Annotated in this window: 23 protein-coding genes and 2 tRNA genes; 14 read left to right on the top strand and 11 right to left on the bottom strand. The window is 32.9% G+C overall.

From position 1 onward, the window contains the following. Positions 1-76: 76 nt before the first annotated feature. From sufB to sufD, 4 genes are all read left to right on the top strand, one after another. The gene (gene sufB / locus OIU80_RS09160; protein ID WP_264286723.1) at positions 77-1,525 is read left to right on the top strand and encodes a Fe-S cluster assembly protein SufB; all 1,449 of its coding nucleotides are present in this window, start codon (positions 77-79) and stop codon (positions 1,523-1,525) included. Positions 1,526-1,697: 172 nt separating this feature from the next. Further along, on the top strand, positions 1,698-2,444 hold the full coding sequence (gene sufC, locus OIU80_RS09155; protein ID WP_035618340.1) for a Fe-S cluster assembly ATPase SufC: 747 nt from the start codon (positions 1,698-1,700) through the stop codon (positions 2,442-2,444). Between the two features lie 39 nt (positions 2,445-2,483). Then, the gene (locus OIU80_RS09150) at positions 2,484-2,855 is read left to right on the top strand and encodes a four helix bundle protein (RefSeq protein ID WP_319004965.1); all 372 of its coding nucleotides are present in this window, start codon (positions 2,484-2,486) and stop codon (positions 2,853-2,855) included. A gap of 116 nt (positions 2,856-2,971) precedes the next feature. Beyond that, positions 2,972-4,288 carry a Fe-S cluster assembly protein SufD gene (gene sufD / locus OIU80_RS09145; protein ID WP_264286722.1) on the top strand — a complete coding sequence of 439 codons (1,317 nt, stop codon included), beginning with the start codon at positions 2,972-2,974 and terminating at the stop codon, positions 4,286-4,288. 185 nt (positions 4,289-4,473) lie between these two features. Here sufD and OIU80_RS09140 read toward each other — a convergent pair whose 3' ends face one another. Further along, positions 4,474-5,817, bottom strand: a complete 1,344-nt coding sequence (locus OIU80_RS09140) for a serine hydrolase domain-containing protein (protein WP_264286721.1) — start codon at positions 5,815-5,817, stop codon at positions 4,474-4,476. 221 nt (positions 5,818-6,038) lie between these two features. Between OIU80_RS09140 and OIU80_RS09135 the strand changes: the two genes are divergently transcribed. From OIU80_RS09135 to OIU80_RS09110, 6 genes are all read left to right on the top strand, one after another. After that, the gene (locus OIU80_RS09135; protein ID WP_264286720.1) at positions 6,039-7,253 is read left to right on the top strand and encodes an aminotransferase class V-fold PLP-dependent enzyme; all 1,215 of its coding nucleotides are present in this window, start codon (positions 6,039-6,041) and stop codon (positions 7,251-7,253) included. Between the two features lie 13 nt (positions 7,254-7,266). Then, entirely contained in the window at positions 7,267-7,692 is a 426-nt protein-coding gene (locus OIU80_RS09130; RefSeq protein ID WP_264286719.1) for a hypothetical protein, read from the top strand. Positions 7,693-7,695: 3 nt separating this feature from the next. Continuing rightward, the gene (locus OIU80_RS09125; protein WP_264286718.1) at positions 7,696-8,121 is read left to right on the top strand and encodes a SufE family protein; all 426 of its coding nucleotides are present in this window, start codon (positions 7,696-7,698) and stop codon (positions 8,119-8,121) included. Positions 8,122-8,270: 149 nt separating this feature from the next. Continuing rightward, positions 8,271-8,594, top strand: coding sequence for an SUF system Fe-S cluster assembly protein (locus OIU80_RS09120; RefSeq protein ID WP_229989048.1), 324 nt, complete (start codon positions 8,271-8,273; stop codon positions 8,592-8,594). A gap of 65 nt (positions 8,595-8,659) precedes the next feature. Continuing rightward, positions 8,660-9,169, top strand: a complete 510-nt coding sequence (locus tag OIU80_RS09115; RefSeq protein WP_264286717.1) for a DUF2480 family protein — start codon at positions 8,660-8,662, stop codon at positions 9,167-9,169. Positions 9,170-9,250: 81 nt separating this feature from the next. Then, the gene (locus OIU80_RS09110) at positions 9,251-10,183 is read left to right on the top strand and encodes a DUF3078 domain-containing protein (RefSeq protein ID WP_264286716.1); all 933 of its coding nucleotides are present in this window, start codon (positions 9,251-9,253) and stop codon (positions 10,181-10,183) included. 39 nt (positions 10,184-10,222) lie between these two features. Here OIU80_RS09110 and hflX read toward each other — a convergent pair whose 3' ends face one another. The 7 genes from hflX to OIU80_RS09075 form a co-directional block, all read right to left on the bottom strand. Next, on the bottom strand, positions 10,223-11,455 hold the full coding sequence (hflX, locus tag OIU80_RS09105; protein ID WP_264286715.1) for a GTPase HflX: 1,233 nt from the start codon (positions 11,453-11,455) through the stop codon (positions 10,223-10,225). Positions 11,456-11,562: 107 nt separating this feature from the next. Then, positions 11,563-12,423, bottom strand: coding sequence for a hypothetical protein (locus OIU80_RS09100; RefSeq protein WP_264286714.1), 861 nt, complete (start codon positions 12,421-12,423; stop codon positions 11,563-11,565). A 170-nt stretch (positions 12,424-12,593) separates the two neighbouring features. After that, the gene (locus OIU80_RS09095; RefSeq protein ID WP_264286713.1) at positions 12,594-13,946 is read right to left on the bottom strand and encodes a DUF5689 domain-containing protein; all 1,353 of its coding nucleotides are present in this window, start codon (positions 13,944-13,946) and stop codon (positions 12,594-12,596) included. 20 nt (positions 13,947-13,966) lie between these two features. Then, a complete protein-coding gene (locus OIU80_RS09090; protein WP_264286712.1) occupies positions 13,967-16,804 on the bottom strand; it encodes a TonB-dependent receptor in 2,838 nt (945 codons plus the stop codon). Between the two features lie 295 nt (positions 16,805-17,099). Next, positions 17,100-18,323, bottom strand: coding sequence for an MFS transporter (locus OIU80_RS09085; protein WP_264286711.1), 1,224 nt, complete (start codon positions 18,321-18,323; stop codon positions 17,100-17,102). A gap of 264 nt (positions 18,324-18,587) precedes the next feature. Then, positions 18,588-19,628 (bottom strand): Gfo/Idh/MocA family protein, encoded by a 1,041-nt coding sequence (locus OIU80_RS09080; RefSeq protein WP_264286710.1) that lies wholly within the window; start codon positions 19,626-19,628, stop codon positions 18,588-18,590. A 164-nt stretch (positions 19,629-19,792) separates the two neighbouring features. Beyond that, entirely contained in the window at positions 19,793-20,860 is a 1,068-nt protein-coding gene (locus OIU80_RS09075) for an NADH:flavin oxidoreductase/NADH oxidase (protein WP_264286709.1), read from the bottom strand. Between the two features lie 198 nt (positions 20,861-21,058). On the opposite strand from OIU80_RS09075, the gene rseP reads away from it, so the two are divergent. The 3 genes from rseP to OIU80_RS09060 all read left to right on the top strand — a co-directional run bounded on the left by rseP (position 21,059) and on the right by OIU80_RS09060 (position 22,672). Next, positions 21,059-22,402: an RIP metalloprotease RseP gene (gene rseP / locus OIU80_RS09070; protein ID WP_264286708.1), complete on the top strand. Its 1,344-nt coding sequence runs from the start codon at positions 21,059-21,061 to the stop codon at positions 22,400-22,402. A gap of 83 nt (positions 22,403-22,485) precedes the next feature. Next, positions 22,486-22,559 (top strand) — tRNA-Asn (locus OIU80_RS09065). Positions 22,560-22,598: 39 nt separating this feature from the next. Beyond that, positions 22,599-22,672, top strand: a tRNA-Asn gene (locus OIU80_RS09060). A 219-nt stretch (positions 22,673-22,891) separates the two neighbouring features. Here the strand turns inward: OIU80_RS09060 and OIU80_RS09055 are convergent. Next, the gene (locus OIU80_RS09055) at positions 22,892-23,170 is read right to left on the bottom strand and encodes a hypothetical protein (RefSeq protein ID WP_264286707.1); all 279 of its coding nucleotides are present in this window, start codon (positions 23,168-23,170) and stop codon (positions 22,892-22,894) included. 176 nt (positions 23,171-23,346) lie between these two features. On the opposite strand from OIU80_RS09055, the gene OIU80_RS09050 reads away from it, so the two are divergent. Then, the gene (locus OIU80_RS09050) at positions 23,347-23,742 is read left to right on the top strand and encodes a helix-turn-helix domain-containing protein (RefSeq protein ID WP_264286706.1); all 396 of its coding nucleotides are present in this window, start codon (positions 23,347-23,349) and stop codon (positions 23,740-23,742) included. A gap of 122 nt (positions 23,743-23,864) precedes the next feature. Here OIU80_RS09050 and OIU80_RS09045 read toward each other — a convergent pair whose 3' ends face one another. Then, complete coding sequence (locus OIU80_RS09045) at positions 23,865-25,061, bottom strand: C1 family peptidase (protein WP_264286705.1); 1,197 nt, start codon at positions 25,059-25,061, stop codon at positions 23,865-23,867. Positions 25,062-25,332: 271 nt separating this feature from the next. Beyond that, on the bottom strand, positions 25,333-25,908 hold the full coding sequence (locus tag OIU80_RS09040) for a DUF4136 domain-containing protein (protein ID WP_264286704.1): 576 nt from the start codon (positions 25,906-25,908) through the stop codon (positions 25,333-25,335). Positions 25,909-26,092 lie beyond the last annotated feature (184 nt).

The following is a 26,092-nucleotide window of genomic DNA, read 5'->3' as shown; positions in this document are numbered from 1 at the left end:
AAAGTCTTAAAGTCAAACGAAGCTACACATACTTTGGACCTTAAGACATTCAAACTTTTAAGACCATATTGAAACAATGAGCAAATACACTGAAGACGATTTAAAAATCGAACTCGAAACTAAAGAATACGAATACGGATTTTATACCAATATAGAATCGGAAACGTTTCCTATTGGGCTAAACGAAGATATTGTTCGTGCCATTTCTCTAAAAAAAGAAGAACCGCAATGGATGACCGATTGGCGCATTGAAGCTTTTCGTGCATGGCAAGAAATGATTGAGCCAGAATGGGCAAATGTACATTATCAAAAACCCGATTTTCAAGCAATTTCATATTACTCTGCTCCTAAACAAGTAGATCCTAATAAAACATTAGACGATGTAGATCCGGAACTTTTAGAAATGTATAAAAAGTTAGGGATTTCTGTCGACGAACAAAAAATGATGAACAATGTCGCTATGGATATTGTAGTCGACTCAGTTTCTGTCGCTACAACTTTCAAAAAAACATTGGGAGAAAAAGGCATTATTTTCTGTCCTATTTCAGAAGCGATAAAAGAGCATCCTGAATTAGTTCGTAAATATCTAGGAACAGTTGTACCACAAAAAGACAATTTTTATGCTGCATTAAATTCAGCTGTTTTCTCAGATGGATCATTCTGCTATATTCCAAAAGGCGTTCGTTGTCCAATGGAACTTTCAACATATTTCCGAATCAATCAAGCAGGAACTGGACAATTCGAAAGAACATTAGTTATTGCAGACCAAGGAAGCTATGTATCATACCTAGAAGGATGTACAGCTCCAAGTCGTGATGAAAATCAGCTACACGCAGCTGTAGTAGAATTAATCGCTCTGGATGATGCAGAAATTAAATACTCAACAGTTCAAAACTGGTACCCAGGAAACAAAGAAGGAAAAGGCGGGGTTTTTAATTTTGTAACCAAAAGAGGTTTATGCGAAACTAACGCAAAAATTTCATGGACTCAAGTAGAAACTGGTTCAGCCGTAACTTGGAAATACCCATCTTGCGTTTTAAAAGGAGACAATTCGGTAGGTGAATTTTATTCAATTGCCGTTACCAATAATTTTCAACAAGCAGATACTGGAACAAAAATGATTCATTTAGGTAAAAACACTAAATCAACAATCATTTCTAAAGGTATCTCAGCTGGAAAATCACAAAATAGCTACCGCGGATTAGTACAAATAAGTGCTCGAGCAGATAATGCTAGAAACTTTTCGCAATGTGACTCTCTATTAATGGGTAACAATTGCGGTGCACATACTTTTCCATATATCGAAAGCAAAAACCCTTCTGCAAAAATAGAACACGAAGCAACAACAAGTAAAATTGGTGAAGACCAGGTATTTTATTGTAACCAACGTGGAATTCCAACCGAAAAAGCAATTGCATTAATCGTAAATGGTTTTAGCAAAGACGTTTTAAATAAATTGCCAATGGAATTTGCTGTAGAAGCACAAAAATTATTAGAAATTTCTTTGGAAGGTTCTGTGGGTTAAAAAAGTTCCAAGTTTCAGGTTTCAAGTTTGCAAAACACGCTTTAAACTTCAAAATAGAAACTTTGTTCAAAACCTAAATTGAAAATAAATAGTTTAAACAAGAAAAAATTTAAAGTAGCTGCTTCTTAATAAAATCAAGAGCTTCAAACTTTAAACTTTAAACAAAAATAACATGTTAAGTATAAAAAACCTTCACGCCTCAATTGGCGACAAAGAAATTCTTAAAGGAATAAACATAGAAGTTAAAGCTGGCGAAGTACATGCTATCATGGGACCAAATGGTTCTGGAAAAAGTACACTTTCTGCAGTAATTGCAGGAAATGAAAACTACGAAGTAACACAAGGTGAAGTTTTCCTTGATGGAGAAGATTTAGCCGATTTAGCACCAGAAGAAAGAGCACACAAAGGTGTTTTCCTTTCATTTCAATACCCTGTAGAAATCCCTGGAGTTAGTGTAACTAACTTTATGAGAACTGCAATTAACGAAACGCGTAAAGCAAACGGTCAAGAAGAAATGCCGGCTAACGAAATGCTGAAAGTAATTCGTGAGAAATCAGAATTATTAGAAATAGATCGTAAATTTCTATCACGTTCTCTTAACGAAGGATTCTCTGGTGGAGAGAAAAAACGTAATGAAATTTTCCAAATGGCAATGTTGGAGCCAAAATTAGCAATCCTTGACGAAACAGACTCAGGTTTGGATATTGATGCATTAAGAATTGTTGCTAATGGTGTTAACAAACTAAAAAGTGACAAAAATGCAATTATCGTTATCACTCACTACCAACGTTTACTAGATTATATCGTTCCTGATTTCGTTCACGTACTTTACAACGGAAAAATTGTAAAGTCTGGTGGAAAAGAATTGGCTTACGAATTGGAAGAAAAAGGGTACGACTGGATTAAAGCAGAAAACTAATATAGTCTATAAAGTCAAAAGTCTTAAAGTCAAAAGGAAATCATAGGTAAGTTTAATTCTTTCGAAGAAATTAATTCTTGGCAAAAATCAAGAATTTTTAACAAGAGAATATATTTAATTACTGAGAATTCAAATTTCAAAAAAGACTTCGATTTTGCAAGACAGATTAGACGAGCATCAATATCTATATCATCAAATATAGCAGAAGGTTTTGAAAGAAACACAGACAAAGAGTTTGTTTACTTTTTATATGTTGCAAAAGCATCAGCAGGAGAAGTGCGTTCACAATTATATTTGGCATTTGATTTAGGATATATCATAAAGGAAGAATTTGAAACACTTTTAGAATCAGTAACAGAGATATCTAAACTATTAAGTGGTTTTATTAAATATTTAAGCCCAAAGCCATAAAGTATATAATCATAAAGCAAAATTACTTTATGCAATAAATTTTCAAGCTTTTGGCAAAACAGTCGACAATCTTAAGTCTTTCGACTTTCGACCTTCGACTTTAAGACTAAAAATAAATGGATTTGAAAGAAAAATTAGTATCGTCTTTTATGGCTTTTGAAGAACGTGTAGATGTCCATACGGATCTTCATGAAATCAGAACACAAGCGATAAAAAACTTCGAAAATAAAGGTTTTCCAACCAAAAAAGAAGAAGCTTGGAAATATACATCGCTAAATGCCATCTTAAAAAATGACTTTACTGTATTTCCAAAACAAGAAAATGCAATCGAATTTAATCATGTAAAAAAATATTTTATACATGAAATAGATACCTATAAAGTAGTATTTATTGATGGTGTTTTCAGCTCGCATTTATCTTCTACAACACACGATGGAATTGATGTTTGCTTAATGTCTTCGGCATTGACAAAACCAAAATATAAAATGGTTATTGACAAGTACTTTAATCAAATTGCTAATAAAGAAGACAGTTTAACTTCTTTAAATACAGCATTTGCAATTGAAGGAGCTTATATCAATATTCCAAAAAAGAAAGTAGCTGCTAAGCCTATTGAAATTATGTATTTCTCAACAGGAAATGAAGCAGCCCTTATGGTTCAGCCAAGAAACTTGGTAATTGTAGGCGAAAACTCTCATGTACAAATTATCGAGCGCCACCAAAGTTTAAATGAAAATCCTGTTTTAACCAATTCCGTTACAGAAATTTTTGCTGAAAAACGTGCCATTGTTGATTACTACAAAATTCAAAATGACAATAGCGAAGCCAATTTAATTGACAACACTTACGTTTCACAACAACAAGAAAGTCACGCATCGGTTCATACGTTTTCATTTGGTGGAAATTTAACCCGAAACAATTTGAATTTTTATCACTTTGGTGAAAGATTGACAAGTACGTTAAACGGAATAACAATTATAGGAGAAAAACAACACGTAGATCACTATACATTAGTTAAACACTCAACTCCAAATTGCGAAAGCTTCCAAGATTACAAAGGGATCTTCACAGATCGTTCAATAGGAGTTTTTAACGGAAAAGTATTAGTTGAAAAAGTAGCACAAAAAACAAATGCATTTCAAAAAAGCAACAATATCTTATTAAGTGATAAAGCAACAATAAATGCAAAACCACAATTAGAGATTTTTGCTGATGATGTTAAATGCTCTCACGGTTGCACAATCGGACAATTAGATGAAACTGCCATGTTCTACATGCAGTCGCGTGGAATTCCTCAAAAAGAAGCAAAAGCATTATTAATGTATGCATTCTCGAATGCCGTTATTGAAAGCATCAAAATACCAGAATTAAAAAAACGAATTACCACTATTATTGCTAGTAAACTAGGAGTGAAAATGGGATTTGATTTATAAAAGAATTTAACTGAAAGTCTTGTAAAAAGATTTAACCGCAAAGTTCGCATAGGTTTACGAAAAGACCGCAAAGTTTATAAGCTTTGCGGTCTTTTTTTATAAAAATTTTTAACCGCAACACTAAGTAGCTGGACTTAGCGCTCTTTGCGATTTCTTTTACTTTGCGAACTTTGCGGTTAATTTCTTTACTTAATAGAAGAAATTACCTCCTTCAAAAATACATTAAAATCAAATTCAAGATCATCTGTCAAGCCCATTCTTACTATCACTAAATCATGTGATGGAATAATAAACACTTTTTGACCTTGAAAACCGCTGCAATAAAACATATCCCTTGGAGCATCTTTATATTTTCCACCTGCATTTAACCAAAATTGAGCACCATAATCTCCTTTTGAAGTATTGGTTGGGGTAGATACATATTTCACCCAGCTTTCATCCAGAATCTGCTCTCCATTCCAGTTACCTTTATGCAAATACAGCAACCCAAATTTAGACCAGTCTCTGGTAGTTGCCCAAGCATAAGAAGAGCCAACATAATTCCCTACCATATCAGTTTCAATAACAGTAGAGTTCATTCCTATTTTATCTATTAAAGCGGAATACCAAAAATCTAGATATTCCTGATGTGTCTTAAATTGTTTTCTCAAAATAGCTGACAACAAATTACTTGTGCCAGAAGAATAATTCCAATGTGTATTGGGTTTAAACAAAGCGGGCTTTTCTAGTTGTACTCTTGCCATATCTTCTGACTCAAAAAGCATAATAGTTGCATCACAAATAGTATTGTAATTCTCTACCCATTCTAAACCAGAATTCATATGAAGTAAATCATTAGTAGTTATAACTTTACGTTCATCATTTTGCCATTCGGCTATTGGAGCAGGTTTATAAATATCAAACTTTTTTTGTTTTTGAAGTACTCCAAAGATAGTTCCTGTAATACTTTTAGTCATAGACCAACCAAGTAACTTACTGTTTTTAGTAAAACCTGCCTCATATTTTTCGGCTATCAGCTTGTCTTTATACAATACTAAAACTGAACGTGTTCTTTTTGTTTTTTGCCCTGAAACATCAAATGCATTTGCGACAGCTTTATTTAATTTAGCATAATCAACATTAGAGAACACCGTATCTTTAGGCTCTTTATCCCCATAAGGAAAAGGCAAATCATTTACCAACTTAGCTCTTTTAGGAACTTCATACGGTTTTGAAGTATCAAAATTATTATTAATTAAAGTAGCACCTATACCTTCTCGATAAATTGCTTTTCGCTCCTTTAATCCATAAACACTAGATGTTACAAACTTTCCTTCTTCATTAATTTTATTTGTTGCTAAATCTAGCAAGGGAATATCATTATCTCCTTTTTCAATCGATTCCTGCGAGCGATTATCTATAAAATGGCATGAAGCAATACTTTTAGAAGTAAAGCCAGAAATCAAATCAAGTTTAGGATAAGTAGTAAATCTGAAATAAATAATTATGATAATAAGAAGAAGAACAAGTAATTTTAAGATTTTTTTCATAATAATACAGGTTAATTTACACTGCAATATAACCATAATTTCTTCACAAATTAACTTCGAATCCACTCAAAATCAAACACAAACCATCAAAAAATGCCAAATCTGTAAAACAATATTGTTTTTAATGGGATTATCTAAAACCACAAAAGGAAATTTAGCAATTACTGGATAAAACAATTTAGTTTTAGTACTTTTGTAATTAGAATTTTTCTAAATAAGATATGCTAGATATTCATAAAATAAGAGCTGAGTTTCCGATACTTTCACAAAAGGTAAACGGAAAACCTTTGGTATATTTTGATAATGGAGCCACATCACAAAAACCACAGGTTGTGATTGATGCAATTTCAAAATATTACCAAGAAATAAATGCGAACATACATCGTGGAGTACATACTTTGAGTCAGTTAGCAACCGATGCTTACGAAATATCAAGAGTAAAGATCCAACATCATATTAATGCTAAACATTTACATGAAGTACTATTTACTTCGGGAACAACCCATGGAATCAATTTAGTAGCAAACGGTTTTGCCGCTATATTAAAACCAGGAGACGAAGTATTGGTTTCTGCTTTGGAGCATCACAGTAATATTGTGCCTTGGCAAATGTTATGTGAAAAAACGGGTGCTATTCTGAAAGTGATTCCTATGAATCAAGATGGAGAGCTTATTATAAGCGCATACGAATCTTTGTTATCAGAAAAAACGAAAATAGTTACCGTAAATCATATTTCTAATGCATTGGGAACAATCAATCCTATAAAATATATGATTGAGAAAGCTCATGCTGTAGGCGCTGCCGTTTTAATTGATGGAGCACAAGCCGTACCCCATTTAAAGCCTGATGTATTGGATTTAGATTGTGATTTTTATGCTTTTTCAGGTCATAAAATGTGCGGACCAACAGGAACAGGGATTTTATACGGAAAAGAAAGCTGGTTAAATAAACTACCTCCTTACCAAGGTGGTGGCGAAATGATTAAAGAAGTTACTTTCGAGAAAACTACTTATGCTGATTTGCCACATAAGTTTGAAGCTGGAACACCAAACATTGCAGGCGGAATTGTTCTGGGAACTGCTGTAGATTATATGAACAGTGTAGGTTTTGAAAACATTCAGCAACAAGAAAAAGAATTACTAGCTCATGCTACTAAACAATTACTTGAAATTGAAGGTTTGAAAATTTATGGAACTGGTAAAGAAAAAGCTTCTGTAATATCGTTTAATATCGACGGAATTCATCCATATGATATTGGCTCAATAATTGATAAATTAGGAATTGCAGTTCGTACTGGACATCACTGTACACAACCAATCATGAATTACTTTGAAATTCCTGGTACTATTAGAGCTTCCTTCTCTTTTTATAATACAAAAGAAGAAATTGATTTAATGGTAGAAGCAGTTAAAAAGGCTAAAACAATGCTATCTTAATAAAACCAAACCTATGAAAGTACTATCTTTTTTAATTCTGACAATTTTTATTGGAAACAGTTGTGTAAGCCAAAAGAATATAGATATGAGTTCTGTAGAGATCACATATTCAGCAATGTCACGTGGATATTATCAAAAGATAGTAGTTAAAAATAAAATGGTATCTATTACCAAAAGCAGAGGGGAAGAATCTGTGACAAACAAAATTGATGGGGCTCAATGGGCAAGAATCGTTTCTGAATTTAAAAAGATAAATTTAGAAACCATTCCACAACTAAAAGCACCCACCGAAAAACGTTTTCATGATGGAGCTGCAATTGCCAATTTAAAAATAATACAAAATGGAAAAACATACGAAACTAATGGTTTTGACAACGGTTTTCCACCAGCAGAAATAGAAAAACTAGTAACTTTATTAGTTGCTTTTACTCAAGAATAGAACATGACAATAAAAGAAATACAAAACGAAATAGTCGAAGAATTCTCGATGTTCGATGATTGGATGCAACGTTACGAGTATATTATCGAATTAGGGAAAAATTTACCATTAATAAAAGAAGAATACAAAACAGAAGACAACCTTATTAAAGGCTGTCAATCAAAAGTTTGGCTTCAAGGTGAACAGAATGATGATACGATTGTTTTTACTGCCGATAGCGATGCTATTTTAACCAAAGGCATCATTGCTATCTTAATTAGAGCTTTTTCTAATCAAAAGGCAGAAGATATCTTAAAAGCAGATGTTGATTTTATTGATGAAATTGGTTTAAAAGAGCACTTATCTGCAACCCGCGCCAATGGATTGGTATCAATGATAAAAAACATCAAGATGTATGCCTTGGCATTCGACTCAAAAAACAAAAATTAATATAAGCTAGCTTTAGTTTACAACCATTAAGAAATTAAGTTTCATAAAGAAGTAAAGCTTAATTTCACTAAACATATTAATGGTTAAAGAACAAGGCTTAATCCAATGTACTTGACCAACTTATATAGTCAAAAAAAACAAAAAAAATTATGGAACACGAAATAGACACTAACGAATTAGGGGAATCAATCGTAAAAATATTAAAAACAATTTACGACCCTGAAATTCCTGTAGATATATATGAATTAGGATTAATTTATGACGTAATGGTAAACACCGATTACGAAGTGAAAATATTAATGACCTTGACATCTCCAAACTGCCCAGTAGCCGAAAGCTTGCCTAGAGAAGTTGAAGAAAAAGTAAAATCTATCGAAAACGTAAAAGACGCAGAAGTAGAAATAACTTTTGATCCACCATGGAGTAAAGAATTAATGAGCGAAGAAGCTAAATTAGAATTAGGAATGCTTTAAAAAAGTATACAGTTTACAGTCACAGTATTTAACTGAGACTGTAAACTGAAACTGAAAACTAAAAAATGGAAGAAATAATCAATAAAGTTGCCAATAGTGTCTTAGAAGTTTTTGACCTTGAGGATTATTATCCAAAAGGGGTTCGTGCGCAAATTGATATTTCCCAGTGGCTTCTAGAGGGTTTCCTTTTAAAAGAAAAAGACTTTCGCGAACACCTTAAGAACCACGATTGGTCACAATATCAAGATGCTTATGTCGCTATTAACTGTAGTACTGATGCAATAGTTCCTGCTTGGGCTTCAATACTTGTTGCAGTTCAATTGGCACCTTTTGCTAAAAAAATTGTTGATGGCACACTCGAAGATCTAGACTCCAGCCTTTACGAAGAGATCCTGCGTAATCTGGATTATACAGCATACCAGAGTAAACCTGTAATTATAAAAGGGTGTTCTAGAAAACCAGTCCCTACTCGCGCATATATTCTGGCAGCCCATTATTTACAGCCTTTCGCCAGAAGCATTATGTATGGAGAAGCATGCTCTGCTGTACCTTTATACAAAGAGAGCAAGAAATAATTTACAAATAAAATTACGTATTTTTTAACAATTTCATGGTTTTTAGTATATTTGTTTAAATCAACACTAAACAAGGGACCTATGAAAAATCTTCTTCAACTCCTTTTTATCTTCCTAGCAAGCTTTTCGCTTGCACAGGCACAGAACACCGAAAAAGAATTAATTAAAAACACCGAAAAGGCTGTTAAATTCATATCCGATACTACAGGAAACGGATGGAAAAGCACAGGAAATGTTTCGTTTCTTTTTAACCAATCAAATTTCAACAACTGGATTGCTGGTGGTGAAAACAATATCTCGGGAAATTTAGGTATTAATTACAACATCAATTACAAGAAAGATGACATTAGCTGGGATAACAAAATTCTTGCTTCCTATGGTATCTTGCAAACCGAAAATTCTGACTTTGAGAAAAAGACTGATGACAGATTAGAAATTAATTCTATTTATGGAAAAAGAGCATTCGGTAATTGGTACTACTCCTTTTTTGTAAATTTCAGAACACAATTCACAAAAGGATATGTATATGGCCAAGATGCAAACGGTGCTGAAATACGAACTGAAAACACTAATTTCTTGTCTCCAGGTTATCTTACGTTTGGTCCAGGTATTTTTTGGAAAAAGGATGACAATCTAAAACTAAACTTTGCCCCTCTGACCTCCAAAATGACTTTTGTAGACAAACTATACACATCTGATATTGGATACGTAGATGAGTCTTATTTTGGCGTTAAAGCAAATAAAACTATGCGTTATGAATTAGGTTTTTACGCTTCGGCATATTACAAACTTAATATAATGACTAACGTTTCTGCCGAGAATATTTTAAATCTATATTCAAATTATCTCGAAGACCCTCAAAATGTTGACATCGATTATTCATTAAATATAGTAATGAAAATAAACAAATTCCTGTCAACAAACTTATCATTTCAAGCAATTTATGACGACAATGCCTTTCAGGGATTTCAAACCAGAGAAGTTTTTGGTTTAGGAGTAAATTACTTATTCTAAAAAACATAAAAAAAGCGCTTGCAATTGCAAGCGCTTTTTTTATTCTTCATCTTCTTTTTCGATTGCATCCTTATAATCAGGGTACAAAAATTTATTGTATGGAAATCTAGTAATATGAATTTGTCTAACTGACTCATATACTCGTTCTCTAAATTCTTCGAAATTTTCTTTATTTGTAGCCGAAATAAACAAAGCGTTTTGCTCGCCTAAACGATGCATCCAAGTAGTTTTCCACTCTTCAATCGTATAATGTCTTGGGGTTTTTTCGGTAATTAAATCATCCTCATCAATAGTTAGATGTTTATAAGCATCTATCTTATTAAAAACCATAATAACTGGCTTATCATTAGCTTTAATATCTAATAAAGTTTGATTAACAGATTCAATATGATCTTCAAATTCTGGATGAGAAATATCTACAATATGCAATAACAAATCGGCTTCACGAACCTCATCAAGTGTACTCTTAAATGAATCTACCAATTGAGTCGGTAGTTTACGAATAAAACCAACTGTATCTGAAAGCAAGAAAGGTAAGTTTTTAATAACCACTTTTCGAACGGTTGTATCCAACGTAGCAAACAATTTGTTCTCTACAAAAACATCACTTTTACCAACAGCGTTCATCAAAGTTGATTTCCCTACATTGGTATATCCTACCAAAGCTACACGAACCATTGCTCCGCGATTACTACGTTGCACACCCATTTGCTTATCGATAGTTTTTATTTTTTCTTTCAATAATGCAATTCGGTCACGAACGATACGCCTGTCAGTCTCGATTTCAGTTTCTCCAGGTCCACGCATTCCAATACCCCCTTTTTGACGTTCAAGGTGTGTCCACATACCCGAAAGCCTAGGTAATAAATATTGACATTGCGCCAATTCAACTTGAGTTCTTGCATAAGATGTTTCAGCTCTTTGAGCAAAAATATCTAGAATTAAATGCGTTCTATCAAGGATTTTACAATCTATAATTTTGGAGATATTTTTCTGTTGTGAAGGAGATAATTCGTCATCAAAAACCAAAGTTGAAACACCATGTTCTTTTACAAAAAGATTGATTTCATCTATTTTACCAGTTCCTACAAAAGTTTTAGGGTTTGGACGTTCCATTTTCTGCGTAAAGCGTTTAATAACTTCCCCACCTGCAGTAAAAGTTAAAAACTCTAACTCGTCCAGATATTCATTTAATTTTTCTTCACTTTGATTTTGAGTTACAATCCCAACAATGGCTGTTTTCTCAAAATTTAGTATTTCTTTTTCTAACATAACTTTAAATAAGTTACAAATTTAGTGATTTGCAAGGTACTAAAGCCAATTGATGTCTTTTTTTAAATACAAAAACAAAGACATCAATTGCTATTTAGTTATAATTCCTATTCGTAAATATAAGTTTTATCAATTTTTACAATTCCGTTTTGCTCTAAAAAAGAAGATGATATTGGATAATTCAATGCATTATACTTATACTTTCCTGCTACTCCAGTATAATTTGTTGAAGATGGAGCAAATGCCAATTCATTATTAGAAGAAATAGATTCAAAGCTAAATTCATCTTCATGAAAAGAGATTAATGGTACAATTACTTTATAGTTTGGACCAAATAAATTTTGAATAATTAACAAATCAACTGATTTTTTATCATCAAAAGTAAAATTGTTAATCATTTTTTCACCAAGTACTCCTTTGTGTCGTATAACATTATCATTAGAATATACATATTCGATTTTATTGAAAATCTGTTGATTTCTATCTCTAGAAGAACGTCTTATAACAAGCCCTTTTTCTACAACATATTCAATATCTTCTATTACTGTATGTATATTACTCTTTTTAGTTATTACTTTAATTCTTGCACCTTCATAACTCATCGTTACTGTTTTAGTCACAGTCTCACCATTTTCATCGTATTTTTTCATGAACTTGGTAATCCTATCGTCTTTATCGTAGCTATACTTTACGACTTCTTTCCAGTTACTTCCTATTCTCTCTTTTACAGTCATATCCAAAAACCCTTTTGGGTTATAAAAAAAACTATGTACAACATCGGATGTTTTTATAGTTAGAAGCTTACCATCTTGGAATAAAACGGTTTTGTTTTCTATTTCACCACTTTTTAAATCGCGGTAATTAGTCTTAACGACATTTATTTGTTTTAACTTAATTTGCTGATCTTGACTGTGGATCAAACATGAAAAAGCCATCATAAAAATGGCAATGAAGTAATTTTTCATCATGGTATTTATATCGATTTGGGATGACCAAAATACAAAAAACATGGAAAGAATTCTGTTTTCACAATCAAAAAACTAACTCTTATTATAAATTCTCAAAACAAGTTGCCTAATATTAACTGAATACTAGATATTTATGTTTATTTATAAATATTCAACTCCGCATACAACCTTTACTTATCTCCTACAATTACAACATCATCTACCATAAAAGCACCGTTGAGTGTTTTATCTTTTCCTGATCCGACATACTTAAATGCAATATGAATATCTCCTGAATAGGCAGATAAATCAATTCGGTCTGAACTTATAAATTGACGAGCAGGAGTAGATAATGTTGGAAGTATTGCTTCTAGTTTAATCCATTTTGCCTTACCTACATTAGAACCATCAAAATTAGTTGACACATAAACTTCCAAAGAATTCGATGGGGAATCAACTTTTAAATCATGCTGCGCGCTTCTGAAAGAGAGTACTGAATTTTTATAATCATCGATATTTATCTTAGGAGAAACCAGCCACGCGACAATTTCGGCAGCTGTTGTACTTGTTGTATTAAACTCAGCGTAACCATTGCCTGCATAAACAATACTTTTCCATAATTTGGTTCCTTTCACTACAATATTACTCCAACCTGGGAGGCTAAAATTTACATTATTTTGTACCATTTGAAAGTCTTCTGAAAAAAACGGAACGGAACGTTTTCCCTCCATCACAATATCCTTATCAGATCGTACCATAATTTGATAGTCTGAACCGTATTTCGTCAAAATTCCTCGAACAGCTCCACTCCCTTTTGGCACCAACTTACCTGCAAAATTAGCGTATCTACTCGTTCTAAAAATAACTTGATTCCCAGCCTTATCTCGTAAATTCCAATTGGTAGCACCACCAACACTATTGGCTTCTTCAAAATAATAACGTCCCATAGCAGCATCTGAAAATTGAACATTAGACAATTCTACTAAAGTATTTATATTATTATCATTCAATAATTCTGATACCGTAAGCGAGCGCACCAACCTATTTTCATCAATTACAATACAGGAGGCATTAAGTACATTTTTATAATCATTTTGGTCAATTCTTCCAACTGAAGTATTTCCATAGGCATTAACAAACAAGCTCCCTATTCGTAAACTCCCAAAATTAATATCAGTAAATTGATCTTTTAATTTAACAAATACCTTTCTTCCAATTCTATAATCTATATAGGTGTTTGTTGCATCAATACCAATATTAAATCCTTGTACAACACCATTTTTATCAGGCAGTGTTTGAATAGATATTGTTTTAAAAAAATTACCAGATTCATCACTTGAAACTACATATCCCTCGATAATATCGTCATACAAATATTTTGCTGCAACAGGATTGGTATTATTATGAACCTCAGCAACTGATCTATTTACGATTAAATCTGGCTGATTGCATATAAGTTCTGGAATAGCAGTTTCGTCTCCAGTACAACCTAAAAGAGCAAGAGCTATTATTAAAAAAAACGAAGAGTTAAATCTGCTTTTCATATTAAATACTTTTTTAAAATTCATAAGTTAATTGCTAAATTTCCAAAATAAGTTCTCCCGTATCCATAAAAATATTTCGGGCCAAATGATGGTTTCCCACTTGATTCTTGTTGGTCTAATCGACGGAAATTTGCATTCCTTGCCTGTTCAAAACCGCCAGTTTTATAAATCGTATTCAATGCATTATTAATACTTCCAAAAAAGGATATGTATTTTCCACGAATACGCCATGATTTCCCTCCTGTAATATTTAATAACGAAATAGGGTCGAACTTTTCTTGTTTCAACAACACCTTAGCTCTTTCCTTTGAAGCTTCTGGAAAAGGCAAACCACTCTTAGGATTAATATAAAACTGCGCTGTTCTAGAAATTGAAGAAACATCTATATAAGAATTTGCGAGGTAATTTATATTAGCCCCAAGCCACCAATATTTGGGATTTCGATACTCAGCGCCTAATGAATAAGCTTGTTGAGGCATCCCTGGTTGTTTATAATTCTTTAATGCCGCAGTTCCGAAATTAAAAACGGGATTACTATTTATTAAAGATGCTTTCGCATCATTTGCAATTGTAACATTAGGGTTGCTAGCATAAATGTACTGCCCGTATGCAGCTGACAAAGTAGTTTTAAAACTCGGTAAAATTTGATATTCAAAACTCAACTCCGCTCCAATATTCTTTTTATTTAAATGTGTTAATGCCTGACTTACAAAAGCATTTGTATTATCATAACCTGCGCCATCATCAAAGATACCTTCGGCATAAAAAAAAGAAGTTTGTGTTGTGTTTTTTATCAAAGAATAATATCCTGTAAGTCGGCCTTTTAACTTTGGTGCATGATAAATATAACTTCCTTCAACACTACTTATGTTCATGCTTTTTATCCCATCAACACTATTATTATTAAGTCGTGCATTAGGAAATGTATTTCGAATTGAAGGGGCTTGAGTTAGATATGCTCCATTAAAAAACAACCATTGCTTGCCTGATATCTTATAAGTTATGCCTCCTTTGAAAGCAAAATTCTCAAAAGTAACTTTCTCACTTTTCCCAAAAGAGTTAGTAGGATAAATTCCGTTTTGATACAAACCTTCTCTTTGATAAGTTGAACTAGAGAAAGCTTGGGCAAGATAAAAATCGACTTTACGGTAAGTGAATTTAAATTGCGTAAAAAAATCAATTGTATTCGCCAGATAATTATAATTATATCCGTAAGAATCTCCAACCCCAACTCTCCTATTCGGATTCTTCAAATCTGATTGCGACTGATCTCCTTTATAAAACAAATCAATATCTTTAAAATACAAACCTCCTAATAAATCAGTAAGAAACTGAAAATTATGTGATTTTAAATTTCTAAACGCTATTCCTCCATTAAAAAAGATATTCTCTGTTAATTGGGAATTTAAGTTTGAATTAAAAGATATTGTTTTATCATCGGTTCTATCTTCATACAAAACATAATTACTTTGTGCTGGCACATAACTAGTTGTACTTCCATTTGAATTTGCCGCTAGCGTTTGATTTGCTCGGTATAATTCTTTCCAATTTATTTGTGAACTTACGGCAAAGCGTTCTTCATTTTTTTGGGCATTTTTATAATCTGGAGTAAAATCACCTGGATATTCTCCTTGGTCTTTTGCATATACTGAACTATAGTAACTTGGTAATTTACGGTAATGCGTTGGATCTGGACTATTTACATTTTGATAATCTATATTACCATTACTTACTTTCCCAAACTGGTAGGTTACACTTGAGTTTAGATTTGTGTTATCGTCAATTCTAAAAAAATGGTTTAACATTAAAATGGGTTCTTCCACTCTTTTAATTCTGGCATTTCTTTTCTTTCCGTTTTGCCAGCCCCAGTAAGAATTATATTGCTCATTTGTAAGCTGAGTCACTTCATCTGTATTTGGTGAATTTTTCCCTCTTGCATTTGGAGTATAAAATCCTGTAAAATTAAGAGCGTGCCGAGCACTTAATTTCTTTTCGATACTCATAAAAAAAGAATCTGCATCATAATTTGTTCCTTCAAAAAAACCTTCATTTGCCCAACGTTTTCCTGCAGAAACCACAAAAGCCCATCCTGACGGCATCAAACCTGTAGCATAAGTAGCCATTGTTCGTAAACTATAGTTGGTATTACTACCCGAAAATGTAATTCGAGAACCTGATCTATAAATTGAAGCTCGTGTATTAATTTGTTGTGTTCCCAGAATCCCTCCAAAAGTATAATCTGAGGTAGCAGCTCCAACTGAAAATTCCTGATTTCTTGTAGCATCATTTAAACCTCCCCAATTACTCCATTGCGGACGTCCGTCATACATTTTATTCATTGTAACTCCATTGATCGTCATCTTAGCATGCTCACTATCTAATCCTCGCATCCTAAAACGTGCCTGACCCCAATTAAAAGCTGATGCTTGTATGAAAGCATCTCGAGAGGATTGTAAAAGTCCCGAAGTATTTTCGGAGCTAGTGTTATCATCTGCTAAATCACTTTCTGACAAAGCAATTAAGAAAACTTCTGATCCGATTTGATTATTTTCTTCTAAAACCAAAACACCCAGATCTACCATCTTTCCAGAAATAGCTTTTACTGGAAATAATAAATCTTTATATCCTTGACTATGCAACAATAACAATTGATCTCCTTCAGATTGCAAAACCAATCTAAATGTACCATCACTCCCAGTCAATTGCATAATTGTAGCGTTTTGAATACTAACCACAACATATTCAAGTGATTTTTGCATTTTCGAATCGACAACTTTTCCTGTAAAACCAGTTTCATTTTGCGCAAAGGCAATCCCTGACTGAAAGATGAATAAAATTGCAACGACACACTTTTTCATAAACATAGTATTGTTTTTAACCACCTAAGATTCTTTAATTAGTAAAATCAGAGGGTTAAAATTTGATTGGTAATAATTTGAAATAGGAAATCTTCAACTTATAGCAACAATCAGAAAATGTTTTTGAAAAGTGTTTTTTTAATAAAATGTGGTATTAAACACATAATAAATAGTAAATTTCCTATATTTAATAAGCGTCAAATATAGGAAATAAAATTAAATAGATTATTTTTCTTGTTAATTTTTAAAAAAAAGAAAATACAAGAGCATCCGAGAATACCTTAAAAAAGTTTATCTATTCAATAGCTTTAATTCTTGATACCATAAAAGCAATTAAAAACCCGAAAACACCGATAAAGGCAAAAGAAAAACGAAGTCCAAAAGCTTCGGCAATGTAACCAATAACAGGTGGCCCCATTAAGAAACCAAGAAAACTCACACTCGAAACTATTGTTAAAGCTTCGCCTGCAGGAACCGTTGGATTTTTCCCTGCTACACTATACAATGTTGGTACAACTGTAGAAACTCCAAGTCCTACAAACATAAAAGCAATTGTACAAGGAATTATATATGGAAATAACACAGAAGTAAAAAGACCAAGCGAGATAACTAATCCGCTTATTTGCAGTACTTTTTTTCTTCCAAATTTAAGAATCAGTCCATCACCAAGGAAACGACCACTTGCCATCATTATCATAAACGAAGTATAGCCTAAGATAACCAATGCTCCTGGTGCTTTTACGACATCTTTAAAGTAAACTCCACTCCAGTCAAACATTACTCCTTCGCTCGCCATACAACAAAAACCAATTACACCTAACCAAATCAACGAACTATCTGGTTTTGTAAATAGTTTCTTTTTTTTATCTTCTACTTTTACTTTAATTTTTTCTTTTGCTTTAATCAAAAACTTGTAATTAAAAGCAATCATGACTAATACAATTCCTGCTACAATTACAAAATGATAATATGGTGTTAGTTTTAAAGCAAGCATTCCTAAGCCAACTAATGCACCCGAGAATCCGGCAAAACTCCACATACCATGAAAGGAAGACATTATTGTTTTCTTAAAAAGTACCTCGGTATATACTCCTTGCGTATTTACAGCAATATTGGCTAAGTTTCCAAATATTCCAAATACAAACAAAGCAAGCGATAATTGCCATGACGCACTAGCTAAACCTAAATTGGTTAAACTAAAAGCATAAAATAATAAAGAAAACACAAGGATTTTATGACTCCCGAATTTAGTCACTAGTTTTCCTGAAAAAGGCATAACAACCAATTGCCCTAATGGTAAAGCAAATAAAATAGACCCTAATTGTCCTTCACTTAAACTCAAAGCTGTTTTAATATCAGGAATTCGGCTTGCCCAAGTGGCAAAACACAAACCCATTGCAAAATAAAACATCCCTACAGCAAAGCGAATTCGATTTAAGTACGATGCTTTAACATTTTTATACGTTTTTTTGAATTTTGCTTTGGTCTTAAATCTGCCAAGGAAGTTTAAATCTATCAAAATGAATTATTTAGGGTTTGATTGGGCAAAATTACGAAAATCATTCTTTTGATTAATTTAACCCAACCAGTTCCTATAAATTATAACGTTATTGTTTATAAATTAAATGGAACACCAATGAAGCAGATTCGCCAAGGCGAAAACGCGGAAAACACGAATTTTCTCCCGAAGCTTCGTGATTGTTTTAAAAAACCCGTTTTAATCTGCGTCTTTACTTTAGTAAATTCTTTTAATCCGCGTTACTTTCACAAACAGATTAAATAGCTACAAATTAATCACTTTGTTTTGTGCATTACTCGCAATAGCTGCTTCTATAATTTTCATTGTTTTTACACCATCTTCTGCCGTAACCGGCTCTGTAATATTAGCAGTAATTGACTTGTAAACTCCATCAAAAAAGTCATAATAATTTCCTTGAAAAGTCGGAATCTTTTCTTTGATGATTTTACCTTCAATTTCAGTATGTAAAATTCCTTTTAACTCTTCTGATTCTGTCCCCCAAGTTGCTACATCTGGTTTTTTACTTAATTTCAAATCATCTTCTTGAACATCACCACGAGGTTTTAAGAATGATCCTTTTTTTCCATGAACTACATAAGCTGGATTAGCTTCTCTGACAAAGAAACCTGCTTTTAATCGAACTCTAAAATCATCGTAATACAATAGTAAATCCATATAATCATCTACTAACGAATTTTCGCGTGTTATTCTGATATCAGCAAAAACTGATTTTGGAAATCCGAACAAATGCAAAGCCTGATCTATTAAATGAGGTCCCAAATCTTTAAGGATTCCTGCTCCCGAATTGGCAGTTTCTTTATGTGCTTTAATACTCAATAAAGGATTATAACGATCAAAGTGAAATTCGGCTTCGACTAAATCTCCTAAAACACCATCTTTCACCACTTTTTGAACAGTTTTAAAATCACTATCCCATCTTCTGTTTTGAAAAACAGCCAATTTTAATCCTTTTGCTTTAGCTAAATCAGCCAATTCCTGAGCCTGAGCTACTGTAGTTGTAAATGCTTTTTCGACTATGGCATGTTTACCTGCTTCTAATACCTTTTTAGCATATTCGTAATGTGTTTCAACAGGTGTATTTACAATTACCAAATCGATATCATCTGCAAGAACATCCTCGATAGTTGGATAACTTTTAACTGTTGGATAATCTTCCTGTATTAGTTTTTTGCTTCTTTCCCAAGAACCCATAAGTTCAAACCCTGGATGAATAACGATAAATGGTGCGTGAAAAACTTTTCCCGACATTCCGTATGATAATAGTGCTGTTTTTATTTTTTGCATTTGATGTTATTTATACAATTAAGTTCAATATTTTATTTTTTCTAACCATTAAGAGATTAAGAAAAATTAAGCTTAACTACTTAATAAAAATTTATGTTTCTTTTCTAACCAGTAACTAAAAAAATAAGCTCAAATACTTAATCTCTTAATGGTTAAATGTTTTATCAGATCTTAGCTCTTTCGTACTGTTTTGGCCATTGAATGTCAGAGTTTAACTCGGATGCAAAATGCAATGCCAAGTTTGGATCTCGAAGTGATTCTCGTGCAAACAATATTAAATCGGCTTGACCTGAATTTAAAATAGTTTCGGCTTGTTTGGCTTCAGTAATTAAACCTACAGCCCCCGTTAGAACGCCAGTTTCTTTTTTTATCCTTTCGGCAAAAGGTACTTGATAATTTGGTCCTAAAGCAATTTTTTGATGTGATACTAATCCTCCTGAAGAAACATCTACAACATCAACTCCTTTAGATTTTAAAATTACCGAAAGCTGTACTGACTCTTCAACACTCCAACCTCCTTCTGCCCAATCGGTTGCCGAAATACGAACAAACAAAGGCAGATCAGCAGGCCATTCTGATTGCACTGCATCTACAATTTCAAGTGTAAAACGAATTCTATTTTCGAAACTACCTCCATATTCATCGGTTCTAAAATTAGATAATGGTGACATAAATTGATGCAGTAAGTATCCATGTGCTCCGTGAATTTCTAAAACCTGATATCCAGCGGTAACTGCTCTTTTAGTAGTTGCTTTAAAATCGGTGATTACTTTTTGAATTCCTGCTTTATCCAAAGCTTCTGGTGCCGTTTCATTATCATGATAGCCCACTGCGCTTGGAGCAACTGTCTGCCATCCGCCTTGAGCGATATCTAATTTTTTATTTCCCTCCCAAGGAGCCGAAACGCTCGCTTTACGTCCTGCATGCGCTATCTGAATTCCCGGAATTGCGTTTTGAGAAACAATAAAGGCATTAATAACTTGTAATTTTTCTATTTGCTCATCTTTCCACAATCCTAAATCTTGCGGCGAAATCCTTGCTTCGGGCGAAACTGCTGTCGCCTCCTGGATTATCAATCCCGAACCGCCACTAGCACGAGCCCCCAAATGTACCAAATGCCAATCGTTGGCAAAACCATCAACAGCAGAGTATTGACACATTGGCGAAATAACAATTCTATTTTTTAAAGTGATCTTTTTTATAGTAAGTGAAGAAAACAATACTGATGCCATACGATGTAACTTTTAGTGGTTTTACACTACTAATACTTTAAATAGTGTTCAAAAAGTAAAGTTACTGCATCTTAGCAAAACAAGAAATTTAAATGTTTATTAATTAACAAACATTTAAAACCTTATAACTTATATTGCACTACGAATTAAAATAGAAAACGTTACTTTTGTGCGTTATTTAAGAACAAAAACTAAACAATGGATATAGTTATCAAGCTTTCTCAATTTTTATTGAGTTTATCATTACTTATTATTCTTCACGAATTAGGGCATTTTATCCCTGCAAAATTATTTAAAACAAGAGTCGAAAAGTTCTATTTATTTTTTGATGTAAAATATTCTCTTCTAAAAAAGAAAATTGGCGAAACCGAATACGGGATCGGATGGTTACCTCTGGGTGGTTATGTAAAAATATCTGGAATGATCGACGAAAGTATGGACAAGGAACAAATGGCTTTACCGCCACAACCTTGGGAATTTCGTTCGAAACCAGCTTGGCAACGTTTAATCATTATGTTGGGTGGAGTTACTGTAAACTTTATTCTGGCGTTTATCATTTATATAGGAATGGCTTTTGCTTATGGCGAAACTTATGTTGCCAATGCCGACATAAAAGATGGTCTTTCGATTGAAAATCCTGTTATGATTAAAGCTGGTTTTAAAACTGGTGATAAAGTTCTTGCTATTGATGGTAAAAAAGTAGCCAATTTTGACAGTCAGCTAAACATGGATTTAGTGATGTCTAAGCAAGTCCTTATTGAAAGAAATGGCGTTGAGCAAACTATCAACATGCCAAATGATCTTGTTGACCAATTATCAAAACATGAAAAAAGTCCGCTTGTTTCTATAAGAATGCCATTTGTAATTGGAAATATTGCTCCTGAGTCTCCAAACAAAGAATTACAACCAAAAGATTTGGTTATTTCTCTTAACGGTCAAAAAGTAAAATATTATGACGAAGTAAAAGCAATACTAGAAAGTAATAAAGGAAAAACAATTCCTGCCGTAGTTTTAAGAAACCAAAAAGAGACTCCTGTTAATGCTATTGTTACAAAAGAAGGAAAACTTGGTGTAAATGTTGGTACTCTAGGAATGGATTCGTTAGAAAAATTAGGCTACTATAAAGTAAGCACTAAAGAATTTGGTTTCTTTGAATCGATTCCTGTTGGAATTGAAAAAGGGAAAGATCAATTAGTAGGTTACGGAAAACAACTAAAAATGATTTTTAATCCAGAAACCAAAGCATACAAACAAGTAGGTGGTTTTGCCGCTATTTACAATATTTTTCCAAGTTCTTGGAGCTGGGAAGTGTTCTGGTCTATTACTGCACTTTTATCAATAATGCTTGGAGTTATGAATTTATTGCCGATTCCTGCACTTGATGGTGGGCATGTGATGTTTTTATTATACGAAATTATTAGTGGCAGAAAACCGAGTGATAAATTCTTAGAAAATGCGCAAATGGTTGGCTTTGTCTTACTTATCTCATTGCTTTTGTTTGCTAACGGTAACGACATTTACAAAGCAATTGTTGGGAAGTAAAAAAAATAAATAAAAAGTGCGAAAAAATTTTTTAGAAACGAAAAAACCTTCTATATTTGCACTCGCTAAAAAGAACAACAACTTCCTCCTTAGCTCAGTTGGTTAGAGCATCTGACTGTTAATCAGAGGGTCCTTGGTTCGAGCCCAAGAGGGGGAGCAACTTTTTTTTAGCAAACATATTTACCTTTAAGGTGATTCCTTCTTAGCTCAGTTGGTTAGAGCATCTGACTGTTAATCAGAGGGTCCTTGGTTCGAGCCCAAGAGAGGGAGCAAAAAAGACTATCAGAAATGATGGTCTTTTTTTTGTTTAAAAAATACCTAGTCTTTAACCGCAAAGGAAAACGCTAGGATTTATGCAAAGTTCGCAAAGCTTGATCTATAAGCTTTGCGAACTTTGCGGTTTTTAACTTTGCGGGCTTTGCGGTAAAAAAACGGCTCAACTTTATAACTTCACAATTAAACCAAAATTAAGCCCCACAACAAACAATATTAAACTTCGGCAACTCCAACACAAGCTTTGGCTATTTGTACATCTGAGAACGGCTCGAGTGCCTTAGCTAACATCTTACTGGTTTTGACACAACTTATCATTTTAGTTCGCAGATCTAGGTCATCGCCAATTTCAGTTTTGAGGATATCCTCAAAAATTTCAGCTAAATAATCAGGTTGATACCGAAACTCTCCTTCTAAACAAAGTGCCGAAAGGAATCTCGCCACAGCTAACATTACCTCATCATGATCTAATGGAATATGATTTTCTTTTTGCATTTTTATATTTTTTGTTTTCAATCGCTACCTATGCGAAAAATTGTACTTTTGTTTAACACATCACAATTAAACAATAGATTATATCATACTGAAACATTCGAAATTGTATCTCACAAATACAAACTTGTGTTTTACCATACAGATAATCTCTCAAGAATTTTAAATATCTTTGAACTATGAATACAGCAACAAAATCAAAACATATTGGAAGAAACATAAGCCGAATCAGAGAGCTTAGAGGAATGAAACAAGAAGCACTTGCAATAGCAATTGGCATAAGCCAGCAATCTATTTCTAATATTGAAGGAAGCGAAATTGTTGATGATGAAAAACTTCAAAAAATTGCTGAAGTATTAGGAGTTTCCGCTGAAGCAATTAAAAATTATAGCGATGAAACTGTATTGAATATTATCAATAACACTTTTAGTAGTCATGATAACTCAACAATTAATGCCATTAATGTTCAACCCAATTTCAATCCGCTTGATAAAGTTGTAGAACTTTACGAACGTTTGGTTTTGGCTGAAAAAGAAAAAGTCGAATATTTAGAGAAGTTATTGAAAGGGAAGTAGATTCTTTTTAGAAAATATATTATTGATAAAGAGAAAGATTCTTCGAACCTTCGTCTTTAAACCAAAAAAAGCGCTGCAATTACTTGCAGCGCTTTTTCTATATTTCAAAATTCGAAATAAACTTAAACCCCTAGTTTTTTAGCGATTTCCGTTGGTATTCCGCCTTTGTTTACCATAAGAGCAGTAGTTTTATACTTCACGAAATTTTTGGTCACAAACAAAAAGCCTTTGTAGTCATTTGTTACACCCCAAGAATTTTTAACGATATAGTATTCTTTACCTGTTTGATCTTTGGCTAAACCAATAATGTGCATTCCGTGATCGTCTGTTGTTGTATAATTATCAAAAGCAGCCTGACGCATTTCGGCAGTAATTTCAGGCTCTTCTTTTGGTCCATTAAACATGTTTGCTTTTTCATCGGCTGTCATATCATCGAACTTTTTGTTCGCTACATAAGCAACTCCGTTTTTCCAGCTAAAGCTTTTCTCACTTACATCGGTAGCCCAAGCAACTGTATATCCTTTTTTTAATGCATTATCAATAACATCTGTCATGTCATTTACTTTTACATTATACACTTGATCAAATGACCAGTTGTCCGGCACCATCATAGTTGTTTTTTGGTAATATGGCGCTGTTGTAAACGATGACATTTCGATATATTCATCTGGATTAATACCTACCACCTCTTTTGCAAATGATTGTGGTGTGTAATTTTTTCCTTTGTATGTAAAGTTTTCCGGCACTTTTCCTAAATAAGAATCAATAACGGCTGCATATGCTTTTTGCCAGTTTGGAGTTAATTCTCCATTTGGGTTTTTAACAACAGCGGTCAAAACTCCTTCGATAAGAGCTCCCATTTCAGCAAATTTATTTTTATCTGTCCCGTAGTTTAATCCTGTATAAACTTCTCTAGGAACTGTTCCGTATTTTTTATACATATTAATTACATCATGCAATGCTCCACCGTCACCCAAAGTAACTGCTCCGTGCATACGTACATAATTAACTCCTTTTTCAACATACACATTTCTTGCAGAGAAAATTTGAGACAACTCAACTGGTTGTTTCCCCATTCTGATCATTTCTGACTCTAAAAAAGAGTTTGTCGAATAACTCCAGCACGTTCCCGAAGACCCTTGTGCTTTTACCGATGTGGTACCTAAGTTAATTTGCTCTGTAAATTTAAAGCTCTCTTTACTTTTTTCGCTAGCATTTACTTTTAAAGAGTTAACCAAAACGTCTTGTGCAAAACAGCCACTTACCCCTACCATAAAGGCAGATGCGGCAAATACTGATTTCATTGAAAATTTGTACATAATAATTATTTAATGGTTTTGATAAATTAGTAGTGATAATTTATTTTTGTTACAAAACAATTAAATATTAAACAGATTGTTTGGAATTAAACCGTTAATATTTTTATAATTTTTTAGTTAATCTATAAAAACCTACAAAAAAACAAAAACCTGATAGCGATTGCTATCAGGTTTTTAGACAATTATTGAATTAACTAACCAACAGATAAACTTATGAGATGAATTAACGAAAATTATTATAGCGAAAATTATCTCTTTAAATAATAATTTCTTAATTCGATACTAAATCTGGAGGGAATCCAGCTAAAATTTTCTTAACAGAAGAATTAATAAATTCATCTGGGTTATCTGGTCTTTTATCCAATTGCGTATTTCCTATTCCTTGCCAAATTAATTTTTGTGTTTTTGTAGACACTATATCTATTATCAAAGATCCATCAACATATTCATATGTATTATACCTTGTTGCACCTGTCATCATGCCTCCTCCCCAATATCCATACGGACGATACATTCCGCCATATCCATAGAAATCAGTATTTGACGTAACCTTTTTTTTGTCTTTTAAAATTGTAACTGCGTTAACTTTCAAATCAGGATTGCTAGTTACTTCTGTAAACCCTTTGCTAATCATTTCGGCGCGAATTGCATTTGTAACTCGCTCAGCATTCAACTGGCTCATTTGTCCTTCTTGTGCTTGCAAATCATAAACTGCAAATGTTTTATACTGCGAAAAATCAGCTGATCGATCATAATCATTTGTAACTTTTACAGATGGACCGCAGCTGTAAATTAAACCCAATACTATGATTGGGAGTATGAATAAGGCTTTTCTTCTTGTGTTCATTTTATTAAATTTTAAAGTGATTATAAAAAATTTGCAAACTATTTAACTCTTAAATAAATGATCAAACCAATAATGAAGGGGGATTCTTGTTTAAAATATTTGTTTTGTAAGCGGTAAGTATTCTTAACTCTAAGTGATATTTTTATTAAAGATAAATTATTTTATCTAATTAATACAAATAAAA

This window comes from Flavobacterium frigoritolerans (genome assembly GCF_025847275.1).
Lineage (GTDB): Bacteria > Bacteroidota > Bacteroidia > Flavobacteriales > Flavobacteriaceae > Flavobacterium > Flavobacterium frigoritolerans.
This window is presented reverse-complemented; position numbering and strand designations above follow the sequence as displayed.